This is a genomic window from Pseudomonadota bacterium (genome assembly GCA_030860485.1).
Classification (GTDB): Bacteria; Pseudomonadota; Gammaproteobacteria; order JACCXJ01; family JACCXJ01; genus JACCXJ01.
In genome coordinates, this window is sequence record JALZID010000286.1 from 1 (window position 1) to 18,369 (window position 18,369).

Below are 18,369 nucleotides of genomic sequence, written 5' to 3' on the forward strand. Positions count from 1 at the left end.
GGCTCGACTTTGAACTCCAGAGGGACCATCACTGTTACGGGCACCCCCACCGTGATGGTGCTCGCATCGGTTTGATTTTCGGAAGCGCTGCGGTCTTGTGTGGTGGTATCGCTTTTCGTGGCGGCGCCCTTTCCTTTGTCTTCATGCGTCGTAGCAAGCACTCCCGCGCAAGCGAAAGCGTACGAGGCCGCGAGGATTGCAGTGATTTTGAGTTTACGTCTGTTCATGGTCATCTCCTATTCAAGGTTAACATCTAGTGGATTACGCAGCCTGACCGGCTGCTGAAAAGCCCTCATCCATGCATCCCGGATTGTCGATAGTCAGGACAGCTTTTTCAGCAAACGGCCGTTATGAATACTCCCCTCTCCCTGGGGGTCTTGGGGGGAAGGAGGGGCATGGTGAAAAGCCCTCCGGCCGGCAGCTAGAGGCGGCCACTCATGCCTCTCCTGCGCGGACCTCACGTGACCGGTGTACGTTCCGGTGGCGCAGCCGAAAGGCCAGGACCATCAGCAAGATCCCGAAAAGCATCGAATAGGCACCGATGATCCATACAACGGCGAGCGCGCCGGCGCCGGGGAACCCCACGAGGAGTACGCCGAATACCACCGAAGCGATACCGCCCAATCCCAGCAGCCATTCCCCTTCGATCTCCTTACGGAGCTGCACGGCGGCGACGATCTCGCAAATGCCGGTGACGATGGCCCACGCTGCAATGATATACAGCAAAACCAAGGCGGTGATCCCGGGCCAGACGAACGCCATTATCCCCACGATGATGCCGGCGACCCCCTGCAAGAGAAACAGCCACCAGCGCTTCTCTCGCTTGTCCGAGCGCACCGTCGAGACTATGCTGAAAACCCCGTCAAGCAGCGTATAAACGCCGAACATGAGCACCAAGACGAATAGAGAAATCCCGGGCCAGACGAAAATCGCGAGACCGAAGAGCAGCGCGCAAAGACCTCGCAGGCCCAAAGCCCACCAATTGCGTGCCAGTGTATCTGTCATATAAGCCATGCTAGTCCTCCCGTTCAGGGGCCTTAACGGCAAGTTCTTTGAATGTACGCTGCGAAGTGCGCTCGTGAGCCACTTCACTTCGCCACCATATACACCCAGACGCTGCCACGCAGCACATGCAAGAGCAGCGCTGATTCCTCCCTGTTCACGAGCTCATAAAAGTCTTTCAGCTCGGGCACCGCTCGTTGGTTCACCGACGTGATGATGTCTCCCGGCCGCAGTCCATTGCCCATGCCCGGCTGTCGCGTTCCAATGCGCGTACCCTGACGCCTTGCACCTCTCCGTAGGCCGGCGCATCCCGCGGTATCTTCTCAAATGTCGCACCGCCGAGCCGCGGATTGGTGATCTCGCCTGCACGAGCGGTCGTGGCGGTCTCCCCGGCGAGGTCTGCGGTCACTGTGAGGCGCTCTTTCGAGCCGAGCAAACCACCCTTTCGCACGATGCCCAGAGAGATCCGTTCGCCGACTTGCATGAGACCAACCGTGTTCCTCAGATCACTGGCGCTGCGTACCGGCCGGCCGTTCACCGAGACGATCACGTCGCCCGCTTGCAATCCCGCCTTTTGCGCTGGCGTATCGTCTAGCACATTCGCGATCACGGCCCCTTGTCGGCCTTCGATATCGAACGCCTCGGCCAACTCGGCGTCGAGATCTTGCAGACTGAATTCCGAAGTAACCGCGTCGCACTTTTCCATGCTTCACGAGTTGCTCCATGACCTGACGGGCCATGTTGACGGGTATGGCGAAACCGATGCCGATGTTGCCGCCGCTGCCGCTAAAGATCGCGGTATTGATGCCGACGAGCCGCCCTTTGAGATCCACCAATGCACCCCCGGAATTACCGGGGTTGATGGCCGCGTCGGTCTGAATGAAATCCTCGTAACCTTCAATGCCGAGCCCGCTTCGACCGAGCGCGCTTACGATACCGGAGGTAACGGTTTGCGTCAGGCCGAAGGGGTTGTCGATGGCGACGACGGAATCGCCCACCCTGAGCTGACTGGAGTCTGCCATCGGTAGATCGGTCAACCGCTCCGCGGTGATCTTGACCACCCCGATATCGGTCTCCGGATCGGTGCCCACCAGCTTGGCTTCATAACTGCGACCATCGCCCAATTTCACCGTGATCTGATCGGCATTGGCGATGACGTGGGCATTCGTGAGGATGAGACCACGCTCGGCGTCCACAATAACGCCAGATCCGAGGCTTTGGGTCTTGCGTTCGAGCGGACTGCCCCGGGGCGCCGAAGAAATCGCGAAAAAAGGGATCATTGAAGAGCGGATTTCGCTCGGCGGGAACGCGTCCCGCGGTGGCGATATTCACTACCGCCGGGGTTACCCGCTCCAGCATCGGCGCAAGGGTCTGCATGCCTTGCCTGTCCGAACCGCTCTGCGCAACCGCTGCGCCCAAATACGAATCGCACAGGATAGAAAGGATCACAAGTCTTGCGATCGCCGGCTTCCATTGTGATTCCAGAGCTACGTTTCGGGCCGTAGCCAGTACCATTTTGTCTCCTCGCTACTTCGACTGAAGGCCTTCCACACCGCGAGGCATGCCTTGCTTGGCGGGCCTGAACGGAAATCGTTCTGGTGAGCCTGCACTGCAGGGCAGAAGATATTTACCTACTAAATAAAGAAGGAGGCCTCAAACGATCCCGCTAGGTTTTTAGTATTCGATGGGTTAATCGACCTCACACGACGATAGATTCGGTCAGGAACCTCCTACGTACCGCGAGGCACGAAGCGTGCCTAGCTGACCGGTGACCCAATACACCTTAAAATCAAACGGATACCAAAGTACACGCATTAATCGCAGGATGCAAATATTGCAGAGCGGACGTAAAGATTACCGGAAAGCACGCTCGCTGAGGGTTGGTGGAGATACGGCAGCTCGTTTTATCTTTCTCCAAACGACGCCGGTAAGCTTTACGCGTTCCACGGTAATGCTTACCGACAGTGTAGTTCGTCGCCGTGGCGTAGAAATAGAACCCTTGGATCCGACTCAGTAGACAACCCCTCTTGGCCTTCACCTGCCCGAGACGCCACCTGGGCCAAGACCCACGACAGCGCGGTGCAGGAGTACGGCGAAGTTGCGCGCGCTCATCGCACCGCGTTTGCCGCGCTGAAACATTGCTTCGAGAAGCAGGGCGACCGCCGGGTGCCGAAGGAGTCGAGAGGTCCCTCCGGTCCGCGTGGCAGGCGGGGTGGCAGGAAAGCGCGCGAGGGCGAGACCTTCGACGGCGCCAACTTTTACGGCAGCACGAAGGACGAGCTCTACGAGCCCTCGCTACCGACAATAAAGGCAAGCGTCATCTTGACGATGACCCGGCCTTGTTGCTACGTTCCACGTTGAAAGAAAACAGGGGCTTCCGCGCTTCCAGGGTACGAATGTACGCGCCCACATTCACCGCCTATCCTCGAAGGTTCCCGCCAATCCTTCCAGTGTATCGGCGATCGCCGGAACAGTGTCTATCTACAGTGTGGCGGCACCTTGACGATCATCGCCGCCATCGAAGATCCGCCGTGATTGTCAAGATCCCACGCATCTCGGCTTGCCCATAAGAGCACCGCCGCGAACACCTGCGCAGGCATTCGCTCTCTTCCGCACGGCCTGATCGCTGACCGATACCCCCCTCCAATCCACTCCATCTCCGTGACCCGACACTCCCCCTTGCCTGCACTCCCTTAAGACACCATAATGCCCCGGTACTTGGCGAACCCAGTCGCCCGACAGCCCGATAATTCACCGATTCCGGCCCGACACCGCGCAACGTTTGACAGCCTACCGGTCCAGTCGTATCTTCGCTCCTGAGGAAAAAGGGCTTTTGAAATTCTAGTCTCAGACGACGCCCGTGACCCACCGATCCCGGATTCCCTGGCAAGCGGGGTTGCAACCGACGGCGAGCAGCTGCGGTGGTCTATACGTTGGCCGCACTGCAGGGCCAGTACGTACTGGCGCTTCTGATCATGGGTGGATACACGCTCGCGCGTTCGTGGTGCGGGCTGCTCGATGGCTAACGCCGGGCCACCTTCGACAACACGATCCTGCTTTGGCACTACGCAGTCGCGCAGGGCCTGGTGGCGCTGCTGCTCGTGCACGGCTTCCCCCGGACGCTGGCATGATGAGAGCGCTCACTGGAGCGACCGCTCAAGCGGTGACATGGCGCCTCTGGGTCGGGCCGCTGGTCTGGGCAGCGCACTTTCTCGCGATCTACGCGTTCACGGCGCTCGCATGCGCGCGCAACGTCGCGGCGGGCTGGTTCGGCGTTGGCATCGTGATCTGGTTCATCGGTGCGGCAACGCTCGTCGCGGCTGCCGTGTTGCTCTTGACGATCGGCATTGCCGTGCGCGATGGTCGGCGCTCCGCATCTTCGCCGGAGCCGTCACCGTTCGTGCATTGGCTTACCGCCGCCATCGCGGGTCTGGTGCTGCTCGCCGTCTTGTGGGAAACGCTGCCGGTTTTGCTGGTTCCGGTCTGTTCGTGAGCAAGGTGGCCGCGTTCACGGGGACGGCGGGTCATCGAGCCGATTGAGCGATTGGGGCGAGGCAAGCTGGGCGGGAATCGCGGGCGCGGTCGCGGGCGCTTGCGCGCGAGAACGGCATGATCGTGCCGCGCATCGCCGCGTGAGAGAGATGTTCGGATGAGGGAGATTTCGCTCCCGCGCGATGCCGAAGTCGCACTTGTGCTGCAGGGGGGCGGTGCGCTGGGCGCCTACCAGGGGGGCGCATACGAGGCGCTCGAGGGTTGGCACGCGCCCGAATGGCTCGTCGGTGTTTCCATCGGCGCCGTCAATGCGGCCCTCATCGCAGGCAATCGGCCCGAGCGTCGGGTTGCACGGCTGCGCCAATTCTGGGAGCTCGTCTCCTCGGGGATCCCGTTTCCGGCGCCGCGCCATCAACAGGCGCGCGAGGCCTTCAATCAAGCGAGCGCTGCGCTCGCCGCGACGGTCGGCGTCACGGGTTTCTATCTGCCGCGCTTGCCCCCGGCGATGTTCCATCCGCGCGGCACGCCGCCGGCCGTTTCACTGTACGACGCGGCGCCGTTACGCGATACGCTCGCGCGCTTGGTCGACTTCGATCTGCTCAACGACGGCCGCACCCGCCTCTCCGTCGGCGCGGTGGACGTGCTCACCGGCAACTCGCATTATTTCGACAACCGCGACAAGCCCATCCAGGTCGAGCACATCCTTGCGAGCTGTGCGTTGCCGCCGGCGTTCGCGCCGGTGGCAGTGGACGGCCGCTTCTATTGGGACGGCGGCATTGTGTCGAATACGCCGCTACAGCACGTCCTCGATATGCGGGATCGCCAGTCGCTGCTCGTGTTCCAGGTGGATCTATTCTCTGCGGAAGGGCCGCTGCCGCAGGACTTGCCGGAGGCGCTGCAACGTCAGAAGGACATTCTTTATTCGAGCCGCACGCGCTACGGCACGGCCAAGGTGGCCGAGGAGCAGCATCTGCGCCGGGCAATGCGCACGCTCGTCGCCAAGTTGCCTCCCGAGCTTGCCGATGGGCCCGAAGCGCGCGTGCTCGCCGAGGCGAGCACTTGCGATCGGCTCGACATCGTGCACCTCATCTACCGCCATAAGCCTTATGCGCTCGCATCGAAGGACTACGAGTTCTCGCGCGTGTCCATCGAGGAGCACTGGCGTGTCGGCTGCGAGGACATGCGCGATACGTGCGAGCACCCGGAATGGCTGCGCCGCCGCGAAGTCGACGACGGCGTGATCATTTACGATCTGTTTCGGCCGAGTGCCTGACGCCCTCGGTCATTCATCGACAAGAGCCATGGCCAAATCCAAGAAAGCCGTCTACGCCGCCATCATTGGCAACCTGGCCATCGCGGTGATGAAGTTCGCGGCCGCTGCCCTAACAGGTAGCTCGGCGATGCTCTCAGAAGGCATCCACTCGCTCGTCGACTCGGGCAACGGCGGGCTGCTTCTGTTGGGGATCCGCCTCAGCCAAAAGCCGCCGGACGCCGCCCATCCGTTCGGTCACGGAAAGGAGCTGTACTTCTGGAGCCTGATCGTCGCGGTGGCCGGCTTCCTGATGTACGAGAGCAAGAGCCTTCTCGTGGGGGAGGGCGCCGACCCCCGTACGCTCGCGAGCGTCAGTGCGCTGGCAGAGGCCGACCCGGCCGTGGAGAGGATCGAGCGTCCCCTTACCATGCACTTCGGCCCGGACACGGTCTTGCTCACCTTGAACGTCCGGTTCCGCACCGACGTCTCGGCCTCGGAGGCGGAGGCCGCGGTTCTCCGGTTGGAGAAAGCCATCCAGGACGAGCACCCGGAGATCGAGCACATCTTCATCGAAGCCCGATCCCTCGGCACCCGCGGGCAATCCGGCGATCCGGTCCCTCGGCACCCGCGGCCAGTCCGGCGATCCGGCGAGGCCAGGGTGCGGACGAAGCCGCCCGGATCAGATCCGACGACCGCAGCCGAAGCCCCCTACGACGTGATCGAGACGATCCGCCGGGCCTTCAGCGAGTTCTTGGCCGTGCCCTCGCTTATGATCGTGGGCTTCCTCCTGCTGGCCGGCGGCTCCTACGCCATCGAGGGCCGCATCGCTTGGCTTGATCCCGCTCGGGCGGTCCTGGAGGCGCGCGTGTTCGCCGACGCTAAGGCGACCGCCGACCTGCTGAGCACCATCGCGGGCGGCATCATCACGGTCACGTCCATCACGATCTCGCTGCTGCTGCTGGCTCTCCAGCAGGTCGCTGGTTCGCTGACCGCCGAGGTCTACGACCAGTTCCTGCGCCGCCGTCACAATCAGGTCTACTTCGGCTTCTTCGTGGGTCTCGCCCTGTACGCGCTCGTGATACTGGCCACGGTCAACGAGGGGTTCAACCCGGTCTTCGGCGCGACCCTGGCCTTCCTCCTCACCGGCATCGCCCTCTATCTGCTCATCGTCCTGCTCTACACTACGATCAACCAGATGCGGCCGGCTGAGGTCATCGACGAGATCCACCGTCATACCCTCACGGCCCGAAAGCGGCAGTTGCGGTTCATCCGCAGGACGCGGCCCTCGGTTCGTCAGGGCGGGGCCGGACGGATGCCGGTCACTTCGATCAAGCAAGGATACGTGACCAGGGTGGATCTCGACCTCCTGGAAGCGGCGGCGCGCGAGGCGGGAGGTGAGGTCGAGTTCGTCCTCCTGGTTTCGATCGGCTCCTACGTGGCTTTCCGAGACGTCATCGCCGAGGTCAGGGCGGAGACGCAGGCGCAGGCGGAGGCGCTCGGAGATTGCGTTTGCGCGGCGGTCCGGCTAGAACGGCAGCAGAACCTGCTCGCCGACCCGGGCCATGGGATTGGGCAGCTCGAAATGATGGGCTGGACTTCCATCTCCACGGCCAAGTCCAACCCCACGCCCGGGCTCCTGGTGATCCGCAGCCTCCGTGATCTGCTCGCACGATGGGCGGAGAAGAAGAGCGACGCTCCCCCCGAGCCGTCCGCGCCGGTCGTCTACACCGACACGGTCCCCGCGGCGCTCATGAACGCCTTCGAGTCTCTGGCCGTCGCCGCCACGGAGTCGATGCAGCATCAGAGCTTCGCGGAGATCCTGCGAACCTTCTCGTCTCTGTTCCACCGCCTGCCCACGGACCAGCAGGCGCGAGCGGAAAACCTCATCCTGCGCATCCTCTCGGGACTCGGCGACCTCATCCTGACCGTCCGGTTGGAAGAGGAGCTTTCCGCGTTGGAGACCGCGCTCTTCGATGGCGGAAGAACCGAAACAGCGGCCGCAGTCCGAAAGGCGCGCGACACCCTGGCGCGCTCCGTAGGAAAGGTCAACTCGCGTGCGACCCGGTTGGCGGAGGGAAAGGCGGGCTCGTGAGTGCCTTGGAGGCCCGGGTTCCGAGCAAGGGTCGGGGTGCCCGACGACGCACCTCTTCGCGGCTGAGCACGGTGGGCAGCTGTTTCTCGGGCTGGCATGGATAAGCTTAAGGGTATGCCAGTTGCGGTGCAGGACGTGCTCAAAGAAGAAGCGGATCCCGCGATAACAGATCCGTAAAGTGGCCGCTGACCACTGGTCTACATTTCGCCGGTGTAGAAAGTAATGTTATAGATCTTCCTCGGTGACGAGCTCAGGGGTTTTATGGTAGAACTCAACGAGCATGTGCACAGCACGGCTGTAAGCTTCTTGCTGAAGAGCATTGATTGACTCCTAATACCAATCTTTCATCATGGGCGTCTCCTGTCGAAATGGGGCTAAAGGGCGACGGCCGATCAACCGCCGGCAAAGCGCATTGTGACAGCCAACCTCAATGAACCGAATCTGCCGCGTAGCGGTTTACTTGGACCAAACGCTGCACCTGGCCGGGGCCGCATCACGGCTTTTCAGGTTCAACGTCCTCACCGGCGGCCCCGCAGCTTTCAACACCCGCTCCCCTAGGGCGCCGAGCGACGCATGGGCCGATTGAGCGATTGGGACGAGGCAAGCTGGGCGGGAATCGCGGGCGCGGTCGCGTGCAGAATCGCCGACGACCAGATTCCGGGCCGCGCGGCGCAGATGTCCTTTTATTTCTTCCTCTCCGTTTTTCCCATACTGCTCATCCTGATGGCGGCGCTGGGCCTGTTCCTCGATGCGCAGTGGCTCGTGCGCGATGCGATCCTTGAGCGCCTGGCGTCGGTCGTGCCGAGCTCGATTGTCCGTGTGTTCACCGGCCTGCTGGATCATCTGGCAGGTCAGTCCGGGGGGCCGTTGACGTGGGGCATCCTCGTTGCGGTGTGGGCGGCATCGAGCGGGATGGTGGCAACCATTCGCGGTCTTAACAAGGCCTACGCGGTCGCGGAAGAGCGGCCGTGGTGGAAGCGCCGTCTGGTCGGGCTGACGCTCACGCTGGTGCTGATGCTGCTCACCGCGGCGGCCATGCTGCTGCTGGCGTACGGCGTGCCGCTCGCCGAGGCCTTCGCGCAACGCATGGGGCTCGGCTCGGCATTCGTGCTGGCGTGGCAGATCGGACAATGGCCGGTGATCTTCGGCTTCGTGCTGCTCGCCTTCGATCTTCTCTACCACTTTGCCCCCCACCGCCCGCGTGTGCGATGGCAATGGCTGCGCCCCGGTACGCTAATCGCGATCGCGCTGTGGCTTGCCGCCTCGCTCGGACTCAAGTATTTTGTGGCGAACGTTGCAAACTACAACGTCGCCTACGGGTCGCTGGGAGCCATCATCGTGCTGCTACTCTGGTTCTATCTCACCGGCATCGCCATTCTGGTCGGCGCCGAGATCAACGCGCAGCTTGAAAAGACCAGGCGCGGTTGAGTTGTCAACGATCAATGCCATAAAGGAACAGGGATGGATTTACGAGGGCATTCACGAGGTGCTCAACCTGATCACGCTGCAGCACGGCACCGATGTCGTCTTGGCGGTCAAGGCGCGTATGACGGAAAACGTCTCGGCGATCGCGATGGTCGAGGCGATCAATAGCTGCGAACGCGCGTTGCGCGCGACCTTTGCGCAAGTGCGCTGGCTGTTCTTCGAGCCCGATGTAAAAAAATGAACTCTATGACGGGGGAATGCATGAACACGCAGGATCAATACACGCGGCGCGTCATCGTCGCGGCTTCGATCGCCGCGCTCTTTTTTATCGCGTGGTGGTTACGTTACGTACTCATCCTCCTGTTTGGCGGCTTAATCCTCGCTACTGCGCTGCGAGCCGGCGCTGGGCGTATTGCCCGGATTCCCCGGTTGCCTGAACAAGGCGCGCTCGCGCTGTTGGTGGTGGGACTGATTGCACTGTTGGCGCTGTTGATCTGGCTGGTCGGTAGCCGCATCGCGATGCAGTTCGCAGAACTTCGCACCGCGCTTCCGCAAGCGCTCGCAACGGCCAGAGAATGGCTGCATGCTTCCTCGTTCGGCTTGACACTGCTCGATCTCTACGAGTCGGCGAAGGATGGTGGCGTACCCTGGGCGCGGGTGGCAACCTTCACGACGGTGGCCATCGACGGCATCCTGAACGCCGTATTGATGGTTGTTCTGGGGCTTTACCTGGCAGCCTCGCCAGATATGTATTACGAGGGACTGTTGCGGCTGGTTCCGAAGAACGCCCGGCCGCGCGCCGAGGTTGCACTTTCCGCCGCCGGCCTGGGCCTGAAACGGTGGCTCTTTGGCCAGATGCTCTCGATGAGTGCCATCGGAACGCTCACGGCGAGCGGCCTTTATCTGCTCGATATGCCACTGGCGTTGTCCGTGGGCCTGATTGCGGGCCTGTTCGCGTTTGTCCCCTTTTTCGGACCCATCGCGTCCGGCATTCTTGCTGTGGTGCTCGCCTTCACGCAGGGACCGCAGCAGGCCTTGTACGTGGGCATTCTCTGTCTCGGCATCCAGCAAATCGAGAGTTTCGTTCTGATGCCGCTGATTCAACGATGGACCGTCGCTCTGCCGCCGGCGCTCGGATTGGTGTCGGTGGTTATTTTTGGACTGCTGTTTGGCGTGATGGGGTTGCTCTTCGCGACGCCGCTCATGGTCGTAGTGATGATCTTGATTCAGAAGTTATACGTAGAGAACGACGCTCAGCCCTTTTAAACGTTTGATTACGCTAAACCGGCCGAGCCGGAACCAAAAACACGCTGCATCCCTTCGCTCGTGAGCCCGTAGAGATGCAATGCGGAAAAACAACCGGCGGCGCTGAAGAAATGCGCTGCTTTCCGCTGCTAACGCGGCCACTCAGGCTTGCGTTTATCGAACCACCCTAGATCGCACCTGCCCGGGGTCCGCCGCTGTGGGAGCGGCCGGTGCCGAGTTGGTCGACCAGAGCCTGCAATGGGACGATGATGATCGACAACTATATTTCCGGATTCCTGTGGAAGCTGATGCGGCAATGTCCGCACGTCGTGGCGGGTTTGCGGTGCTCGTGGCCGAGATATAGCCTTCGGCGATCGCCCAGCGCTTGTGTCCGATAGAGTTCATCACGTCCCCTTTTTTGTCCTTTGTGCCTCGCGCCGCTCGCACGCCGTTACCAGAAAAATGTCGCTGCAACCGTCGCCGCGAATCCGACCACAAGCACACCGATTGCAACCCGCAGCGCGTGCATCGTCATCCATGCCTGCACGCTGCGGTCTTTCGACAAGGTGTCAAAGCGGCCATGCGCGCCGGCATCACCGGGCACTGCGTTCCACAAATTGATCGTCCGATCGTCACCGACCGGCTCGTCGGACATCTGGCCCGAGTAACCCTTGCTAGCCAGGTAGTGATCGAGAAATCCGGGCATGAATTTGTTCGCCCAGACCGCTTTGACAGTCGGCAAACCGACATTGACTTCGCGACGGCGCTGATGTGCAGCCCAGACGATCGCGCGCGCCGCAACCTCGGGCTGAAAAATCGGCGGCACCGGTTGCGGCTGGTGCGGCATGCGCGTCTTGCACCAGTCGAATTGCGGGGTGTTGAGTGCCGGCAGTTGCACCATCGTCACATGCACATGGCTGGCGTCGTGCAGCAATTCGCTGCGCAGCGAATCGGTGAAGCCTCTAAGGGCGTGCTTGGCCGCGCAGTACGGCGCCTGCAGCGGAATTGCGCGATACGCGAGTGCAGAGCCGACTTGCACGATAACGCCATGGTTGCGCGGCAGCATGCGTTTGAGCGCAACCATCGTGCCGTAAACGGCGCCAAGATAAGTCACGTCGGTAACGCGTTGGAAATCATCGACGGTCGCGAGCTTGATCGGCGAGGCCACCGTGACCATCGCGTTGTTGATCCAGATGTCGATCGGCCCGAATGCCTGTTCGACCGCCGCGGCTGCGGCTTCGATCTGATCGTGATCACTGACGTCGGTGGGCAGCACCAGTGCCCTGCCGCCCATCGCTTCCACATCCTTGCGCGCGCCTTCCAGCCCTTCTTCGCTGCGCGCGAGCAAGCCGATATGTGCGCCGCGCCGCGCAAACGCCTGCGCGGTCGCTCGGCCAACGCCGGCGCTGGCGCCGGTGATCACCACCACTTCGGGCGTGGCACGTTTGCTCATGCTTAGATGATGTAGCGGTCCCAGCTGCCGTAATGTTGACGCACCGGCCCGCGCGGCAGACTCAGGCCGATCATGAGCACGCTCGCAATGACGCTACCCCACGCTGCGGGGGCGCCGGCGCCACTCAATATCCACGGCGCTGCGATCAGCCACACACCGAACAGGACGTTGATCAGCCGCAACGGCCGCCCGACTTCGGCCATCGCAGTGATTGCGACTGTTATCCCCAGCGCGCCGATCAGATGGTCACTGTCAGCCATCGCGCCGGTGGTCCCGAAAATGATCCGCGTGAACATGAGCCAGACGCCGAGTGCGGCGACAAGCATCAGCGTCCATGGCAAATTGACGCCACCCTTGAGCATGCCGGCAAGAACGGTCAGCGGCGGCGCGTCGAAACCCCGCTCGCGGTCCTGGCCTTTGCTTTCCTGTGCTCCGCCGCGCCAGAACGTCGCCCAGAATGGCTTGCCCTGGCGTCGGCTTTGCGCCAGGAATTGAGCGGTCGCGAGGACCTCGTCGAGCGTGTACGGAATCATGATGACCATCGCGCCCGCGGCCACCAGACACAGCGTGCACCACGTGCCGATCACGATCGGCTGGATGATGATGAACAGAAGGCTGATGCCGCCGAGCGGCACGATGAGGATGCCGAAGATAACGACCATCCACGGCATCGTGCGCCAGCGCCGCTTGTCTCCCATGAAGCCCATCAGAACTTCGAGCATGTAGGCGATCGCGCCCAGACCGGCGTCGGCTACCGGCCAGGCACGCGACACGTCGGAGCCGATGATGGTCATCGTGCCGCTGCCGAAAAACGGATCCCAGACGCTGGAGATGTGCCCAAGCTGGTAAGCCGTCAGATAACGCGAAATGAAGAAGCCGACCAAGGCGAGCGCAATGAGCGGCGCGCGCTGCAGCCAGGTTGACGGGCTGTATTGCCAGCCGCTCGGAATATCGGCTTGGTCCATTAACGCGGCCTTGCTCATGCCCGGCATCGCCGGCACCAGTATTGCGAAAGCGATAACCAGCGAGCCGACCAGCGTGTGGTTGGCGTAAGCGGCGGCGCTCGGTGCCCAGAACACCAACGGCGCGATCAGCAACCAGACGCCCGCTAAAGCGTTCGCCCATTGCGCCCAGCCGCAGCGGCGCGAGACAGAGAGCAGCCCGAACAGCATAACCAGCGCGCCGCTGATGACGTCGCTCCACGCCATCAGCATGTTGCGCGTGGATATTGGCGCCAGATCGCGCTCGGCGCTGATGCGCAGCAGTCCACTCACGGCCGACTGCGGATCCGTATCGAGGTAGCCGAGCGTGAGCGCACTTGTGATCAGCCAAAGCCCCAGTCCGACATTGGCGAAATGCGCCCACAGCGTCATCTGCCGCTGTTGGTCCCGCGCCTGCTGATGTTCGCAGTCTGCCATGTGAACGCTCGTCACCGACTGACCGCCGGTGGACTTCGGATGCCCGCTTTCTACGGTCGCGACACCGTGACTACTCGCCATCTCGGTAGGTGTCGCCCACTTTTCCGAGCTTGCGTTTTTCCGCGATGGGCTGGCTTGGGCCATACAGGTGGCCACCGAAGCCGTGGCATATCATCGCAACCGCTCGAGCCCAGTTCTTTTGGTCGTCACGCGAACAGCTGCATCACCGCCACCGAGATGACGGGAATCGAAACTTCCATTTGCAGCGAATCGGCGACGAGCCAATTCACTTCGCCCGTGTCTTCGACGAAGGACGGGATCTTTTCCATGCCGCCCTCCTTTGCATAGGCATCGTGCATCAGGTCGACCAGCCAGCTGCGGATGACCGAACCGTGCCGCCAGCATGTAAGCATAAAGGCAATGTATCGAGCGATTCGCGGTAGCGCTCGAGCAGCTCTATGCCCTCGCCAATCGCCTGCAGCATGCCGAACTGGATGCCGTTGTGGACGAGCTTTACGAAGTGGCCTGAGCCGGGTGAGCCGGCGTGGACGTAGCCACCTTCCACGGCCAGCTCCTTCAACATCGGCCCGATCCGCTCGACCGCCTTGCGTTAGCCGCCTACCATGAAGCAGGCGCCGCTACGTGCGCCGTCGACGCCGCCGCTGGTACCTCGGTCGACCAGCTCGATGCCGCCCGGTTCAAGCCTCTTTTGGCGGCGAATCGAATCGCCCCAGTATGAATTGCCACTGTCGACGATCACGTCGCCCCGCTCGAGTTGACCGGCGAACTGATCGAGTAGCGTATCTACCGCCGAACCTGCCGGGATGTATAGAAATACCGCGCGTGGCGCGGAACAGCTCCTTCTTGAAGTCCACAAGGCGCTTCGCTTCGATCACGCCCGCTTCAGAGGCGCGTGCAGTGGTCCACGTTGTTGGTACGGAATCCCGTCCGCACCAACTTCTGGAAGAGATAGGCCTCCTCGTTGCTGCCCTTGGCCGAGCCGAAACCGGCGAGCGCGTTCGGCCCCTTCTTGTCGCGGATGCGCTTGAGCCCGCTTGCCGCGAAGTCCAGGGCCTCTTCCCAGGTAGCCAATCCGTGGGTGAGCCGTGGCTCGGGTAGTTTGCTCAAGTGTGTGATATAGCGCGAGTTCCGCGATCCGGAAGGTGCGAAAGCCGTACGAATTGCTCATGGTGACTTTGGCTGTTCTTCGTTCATGCGCCCATGCTTGATCGTCAGTGCGCGCGGTGTTGATGCCGAGGACCGCGATCTCCTCGTCACGATGAAACGGCGCGAGGTAGTCGCTGATATAGTGTATAGCGGCGGTAGTTGGCGAGCGGGCGCAAGAAGCGCGCAAAGAGATTGTACAGCGGCAAATGATGATTGCCCGGCACGACGATCCACCGCGCGCAGAGGGCCTCTAGAAACGCCCTCGCTGCTTTGAACTGCCCGCTTCGCGCGCGCTCGGTCAGATCACCCGAGACCGCCACGAGATCAGGCCCGATCCCTTTCGCGGTCTCAATGAGAGGATGGACAATCGCGTCATCGATACTACGCCCAAATGCAAATCCGACAGATGAACGGTAGCGCGCATGGGAAAGCTGCGTCACGCCACGGCATTATCTCCTTGACGATGTTTAATAGACAGAATGAGCCGCTATCGGCGCCAGCGCGTTAGACGACTGAAATCCGTTCTTTCATCTCGATGGTGCCCCCCTGTCGTAGCGGCCCACCAAGCGCCTGCGGCGCCGGCCAACAAGGAGGCCGCGGTAAGAAACGCCACCAGAATTCCGAGCTTTCGCGCAGCCTCAGCGGCGGCCTTGGCTTCGTCGCTGAGCCGTCGGGCAGCGGCAAAGGCCTCATCTACACGGGCGGCTGCTTCTTGCTGCGACAGGCCGGCGCGGGATGCGACGACGTCCACGAGGTATTGCCGGTCAGCAGAAGGCAAAGCTTCCGAGCCGACGTTGGCCGCCAATACACGCCCGATCTCTTCCGACGATACCGACTCGTTGGAGCGTAATAGGCGATCCGCGGTCAAGCTCAAAGGATCGACCTTCTCCATTGCTTTGCCCGCGACCTCTGCCGTTACAGTTCCTGCGACTTCCGCGCCCGCTTTGGCAACACCCAGTGTCGCACTGGTCGCAAGGTATGCCCCAAATAGCGTAGCCAACGCCCATACAACCAATCCATGGACGCCATCTCTAACCTCGACCTCATGATCCGTTACGTCGGCGATGCGTCTGCGCATGCGGCCAGCGAGATATCCGCCGGCCATCAGGCTGGAGACGATCACCCATAACGTCCACAGACCCGTCGCGATAATGAACCCGATTCGGGACCAGCCTTCCCCCGAGTATGGCGACGCTACGCTCAGCCCGATGGCCGATCCGAAGGTCACCATAACAAAAGCAAACGCGGCGCTGAGGAGCGCGCCGGCAAGTATGGCAGGCCAGTCGACATAGGCGGGTATTCCCAACGCGTTCGAGCTGGTGACTTCGTCAGGTCTCGCTGCAGGATTCATAGACAGATCTCCTTTTGGTGGTGTGATTGCGCACTGCTCAGCGCGTGCTGAGGAGTTACCGGATAAGCCGGTCAACGCAGCCCCAGAAAAGATAGGATTGCTAGAATCACCACGATCGCACCTATTAGATAAATGATGCCGTTCATGAATGCTCTCCCGAAAACATAATGATCGCTGGCGCCTGTAGATGCGCGCTAAAGTCTTCCGTTCTTTAAACTGGTTCTTTAGATATGTCCACGCCGACCGTGATTTTCGTCTCGTGCTGCCTTGCTTCGTCTCGGTTCAGGGGCGAGCAACGGATATGCCATAGGCTTCTGTTCCCTGCTATCGCCTTAGCGATCCACCACTTGCGGGTAGGGCGCATCAGAATGAAATCCCATTATTGCGAGGCGGTCAGGTAAAGATTACCGCTGCCCTTGTAAACCTTACAGCGAGAGCCGGGGTCAAGCGCCGCTGCGCGCGAGCATGGGAGCGTAGGGTCCTTGTAACAGGGCAGCGGTGTAACAGGGCAGCGGTCTCGCAGATAATAGTTCGGCGGCATGTTCATTCCGTACATCACGTCCTGAGACCATCTCCTTAGAGCTAAACAGTTCGTGGGAAAAAGGGGCTTTCAATGGATGATGTGAAGAAGAAAAAAAGATCAACACGGATACCCTCAAAGTAGACGACCTCGATGAGTTTCGTGAGGATGGATCTGGAGAACATCGCACAACTAATCAGGGGCTGCGCATCAATGACAATCAGAACTCCCCTAAAGCGGGTGAGCGCGGTCCTTCCTTACTCGAGGATTTCCATCTTCGTGAGAAGATTACCCACTTTGACCACGAACGTATTCCCGAGTGGGTGGTTCACGCGCGTGGCGCCGGGCCCATGGCTACTTCCAGGTTTACCAATCGCTAGCTAGCTCAACGCGCGTAAGGCGGAAAGGTAGGGCGGAAGCCGCTTCTTGGCGTTCCGCCGTATGGCTGCCGCCAGACGCGACCCGCGCGGCCGATCGCCCTGCAGGCATTGGCTTCCGCCCTGCGCTCAAGCAGCCTGTTTGATCTGCAACTGCACTGCTAAACCTGCTCGAGCAGCCAACAGCACCAAGGCATCCAGGCTGAACTTGTCGATGCTTCCTCGTAATAAATCATTGAGCCGCGGCTGCGTCACCCCAAAATGCCCGGCTGCCTCCTCCTGCGCCCACCCCCTTGAACGCACGAGCTCCTGAAGCTCGATCATCAAGGCCGACCGTATCTTCATGTTCTCCGCCATCTCCGGAGAATCCTCCAGGGCGTCCCACACGCTCACAAATGTCTGCTGAGTCATGCTGGTCTCCGATAGTCCCGCAACCGCTTCCTCGCCAAGTCCAAATCCGCTCTAGGCGTTCTTTCCGTCTGCTTTTGGAAAGCATGCAACACCAGCAAGCGATCTTCTCCCCCCACCCGTGACATCTGAGGCGGACACGCCCCCCATCATCGACCCCTTCCGCGTCTTCGCGTACCGGCAGAACCTGCCCGCCCGCGGCAGGCCGACGACGAGCCTGCCGTCCGGCCCTCGTGGATCCAGCGCCTCATGGTCGCGTGACCGTCAACGCTGGACGGTATCCGCCCGCCGCGCTTATCTGTCCACGGTCAGCAGGTCGTCCACACCCACCTTGAGGATCCGAGCAATCGCGCGCAGCTTCGTCACAGACCCCTGCCGTTCGCCGCGCTCCAGCATCGCGATATAGGACTGCCGCACACCGGCAGCCCCTGCGAGCTGCCCCGGGGTAAGGCCACGGTATTCCCGCCATACCAGCATCGGGTTCTCGCCCTCCACCAGGCGATGCACGATGTCCAGAGGAAGCAGTTCTTCCTCACCTACCGCCAGCCTACGCTCGAACTCCTCGATCGCGCGCGCATCCTCGGCATCCTCCGCTGCCTCCACAAGCCGTAGGTAATCCCGATACGGGATCACTGCGTATTGAGGCTTCCCGTTCGCCTCAATGATCTGCGCCTTCGCGTTCATTTATAGACACCTCCGCGGATTGCGATCCTGATGATCGCGACGACCAAGCGCTTTTCGTCGAGAGTATAGACCCGCCGCCAGTCTCCGACCCGCACGCGATAGCCGTGCGGATGGCCTTTGAGACGCTTCACGTCACCGCCTCGCGTGGCGCACGCGCAAGCTGTGCGAGCTTGCGTTCGATCAGCCTTCGGGTACCGGCCGGTAATTGGGCCATGGTCTTCGCCGCAGCTCGGCTATAGGCCAATTGGTACACGGGGCCATATTATCACTTGCCCTCCACAGGTCGCCCGACTCCAACCCCCGGTTTCGTCCCGCGACCCGGCCTACCGCACTCGGATGGCCGCGCGAGACGCTTGCAGGCGCTCGATGCGCGGGCGAAGGCCCACTCCGATCGATCACCCGCGCATCCGGTTCCAAACACCCGGCGATCACAAGACCCTGGTCAGCGCCGCCATCGCGCCGACCGCAACCACCATCATGGTC

General features: G+C 61.6%; 18 protein-coding genes and 4 pseudogenes. 9 read left to right on the top strand and 13 right to left on the bottom strand.

Features of this window, described 5'->3' with window-relative positions; all coding sequences use genetic code 11:
• The 3 genes and pseudogenes from M3461_17625 to M3461_17635 form a co-directional block, all read right to left on the bottom strand.
• On the bottom strand, positions 1-227 hold a 227-nt coding region (locus M3461_17625), incomplete at its 3' end, for a hypothetical protein (protein ID MDQ3776037.1).
• 208 nt (positions 228-435) lie between these two features.
• Complete coding sequence (locus M3461_17630) at positions 436-1,005, bottom strand: HdeD family acid-resistance protein (protein MDQ3776038.1); 570 nt, start codon at positions 1,003-1,005, stop codon at positions 436-438.
• Between the two features lie 409 nt (positions 1,006-1,414).
• Positions 1,415-2,463, bottom strand: a pseudogene (locus tag M3461_17635) (Do family serine endopeptidase).
• 618 nt (positions 2,464-3,081) lie between these two features.
• Here M3461_17635 and M3461_17640 point away from each other — a divergent pair.
• The 8 genes and pseudogenes from M3461_17640 to M3461_17675 all read left to right on the top strand — a co-directional run bounded on the left by M3461_17640 (position 3,082) and on the right by M3461_17675 (position 10,529).
• Complete coding sequence (locus M3461_17640) at positions 3,082-3,363, top strand: ChaB family protein (protein ID MDQ3776039.1); 282 nt, start codon at positions 3,082-3,084, stop codon at positions 3,361-3,363.
• An 802-nt stretch (positions 3,364-4,165) separates the two neighbouring features.
• Entirely contained in the window at positions 4,166-4,495 is a 330-nt protein-coding gene (locus M3461_17645) for a hypothetical protein (GenBank protein ID MDQ3776040.1), read from the top strand.
• Positions 4,496-4,651: 156 nt separating this feature from the next.
• Positions 4,652-5,767, top strand: coding sequence for a patatin-like phospholipase family protein (locus M3461_17650; protein MDQ3776041.1), 1,116 nt, complete (start codon positions 4,652-4,654; stop codon positions 5,765-5,767).
• 28 nt (positions 5,768-5,795) lie between these two features.
• Positions 5,796-6,332: pseudogene (locus M3461_17655) on the top strand (cation transporter).
• Positions 6,333-6,515: 183 nt separating this feature from the next.
• Positions 6,516-7,838 (top strand): DUF2254 domain-containing protein, encoded by a 1,323-nt coding sequence (locus M3461_17660; GenBank protein ID MDQ3776042.1) that lies wholly within the window; start codon positions 6,516-6,518, stop codon positions 7,836-7,838.
• 582 nt (positions 7,839-8,420) lie between these two features.
• Entirely contained in the window at positions 8,421-9,266 is an 846-nt protein-coding gene (locus M3461_17665; protein MDQ3776043.1) for a YihY/virulence factor BrkB family protein, read from the top strand.
• Positions 9,267-9,324: 58 nt separating this feature from the next.
• On the top strand, positions 9,325-9,504 hold the full coding sequence (locus M3461_17670) for a hypothetical protein (GenBank protein ID MDQ3776044.1): 180 nt from the start codon (positions 9,325-9,327) through the stop codon (positions 9,502-9,504).
• Between the two features lie 20 nt (positions 9,505-9,524).
• A complete protein-coding gene (locus M3461_17675) occupies positions 9,525-10,529 on the top strand; it encodes an AI-2E family transporter (protein ID MDQ3776045.1) in 1,005 nt (334 codons plus the stop codon).
• A 430-nt stretch (positions 10,530-10,959) separates the two neighbouring features.
• On the opposite strand, the gene M3461_17680 is transcribed toward M3461_17675, so the two are convergent.
• The 7 genes and pseudogenes from M3461_17680 to M3461_17710 form a co-directional block, all read right to left on the bottom strand.
• On the bottom strand, positions 10,960-11,961 hold the full coding sequence (locus M3461_17680; protein ID MDQ3776046.1) for an SDR family oxidoreductase: 1,002 nt from the start codon (positions 11,959-11,961) through the stop codon (positions 10,960-10,962).
• A gap of 2 nt (positions 11,962-11,963) precedes the next feature.
• A complete protein-coding gene (locus tag M3461_17685) occupies positions 11,964-13,379 on the bottom strand; it encodes a vitamin K epoxide reductase family protein (protein MDQ3776047.1) in 1,416 nt (471 codons plus the stop codon).
• 358 nt (positions 13,380-13,737) lie between these two features.
• Complete coding sequence (locus tag M3461_17690) at positions 13,738-13,962, bottom strand: hypothetical protein (GenBank protein MDQ3776048.1); 225 nt, start codon at positions 13,960-13,962, stop codon at positions 13,738-13,740.
• Positions 13,963-13,989: 27 nt separating this feature from the next.
• On the bottom strand, positions 13,990-14,256 hold the full coding sequence (locus tag M3461_17695; GenBank protein ID MDQ3776049.1) for an NAD(P)-binding domain-containing protein: 267 nt from the start codon (positions 14,254-14,256) through the stop codon (positions 13,990-13,992).
• Positions 14,257-14,285: 29 nt separating this feature from the next.
• Positions 14,286-14,468 (bottom strand): annotated as a pseudogene (locus tag M3461_17700) (molybdopterin-dependent oxidoreductase).
• Positions 14,469-14,653: 185 nt separating this feature from the next.
• Positions 14,654-14,866 carry a hypothetical protein gene (locus tag M3461_17705; protein ID MDQ3776050.1) on the bottom strand — a complete coding sequence of 71 codons (213 nt, stop codon included), beginning with the start codon at positions 14,864-14,866 and terminating at the stop codon, positions 14,654-14,656.
• Positions 14,867-15,033: 167 nt separating this feature from the next.
• Positions 15,034-15,972: a hypothetical protein gene (locus M3461_17710; protein MDQ3776051.1), complete on the bottom strand. Its 939-nt coding sequence runs from the start codon at positions 15,970-15,972 to the stop codon at positions 15,034-15,036.
• A gap of 564 nt (positions 15,973-16,536) precedes the next feature.
• On the opposite strand from M3461_17710, the pseudogene M3461_17715 reads away from it, so the two are divergent.
• A pseudogene (locus M3461_17715) lies at positions 16,537-16,778 on the top strand (catalase).
• Between the two features lie 145 nt (positions 16,779-16,923).
• Here the strand turns inward: M3461_17715 and M3461_17720 are convergent.
• The 3 genes from M3461_17720 to M3461_17730 all read right to left on the bottom strand — a co-directional run bounded on the left by M3461_17720 (position 16,924) and on the right by M3461_17730 (position 17,886).
• Complete coding sequence (locus M3461_17720; protein ID MDQ3776052.1) at positions 16,924-17,205, bottom strand: XRE family transcriptional regulator; 282 nt, start codon at positions 17,203-17,205, stop codon at positions 16,924-16,926.
• On the bottom strand, positions 17,202-17,330 hold the full coding sequence (locus tag M3461_17725) for a type II toxin-antitoxin system RelE/ParE family toxin (protein ID MDQ3776053.1): 129 nt from the start codon (positions 17,328-17,330) through the stop codon (positions 17,202-17,204). Before M3461_17725 ends, M3461_17720 begins: the two co-directional genes overlap by 4 nt.
• A gap of 166 nt (positions 17,331-17,496) precedes the next feature.
• A complete protein-coding gene (locus M3461_17730; protein ID MDQ3776054.1) occupies positions 17,497-17,886 on the bottom strand; it encodes a helix-turn-helix transcriptional regulator in 390 nt (129 codons plus the stop codon).
• Between the last annotated feature and the right edge of the window lie 483 nt (positions 17,887-18,369).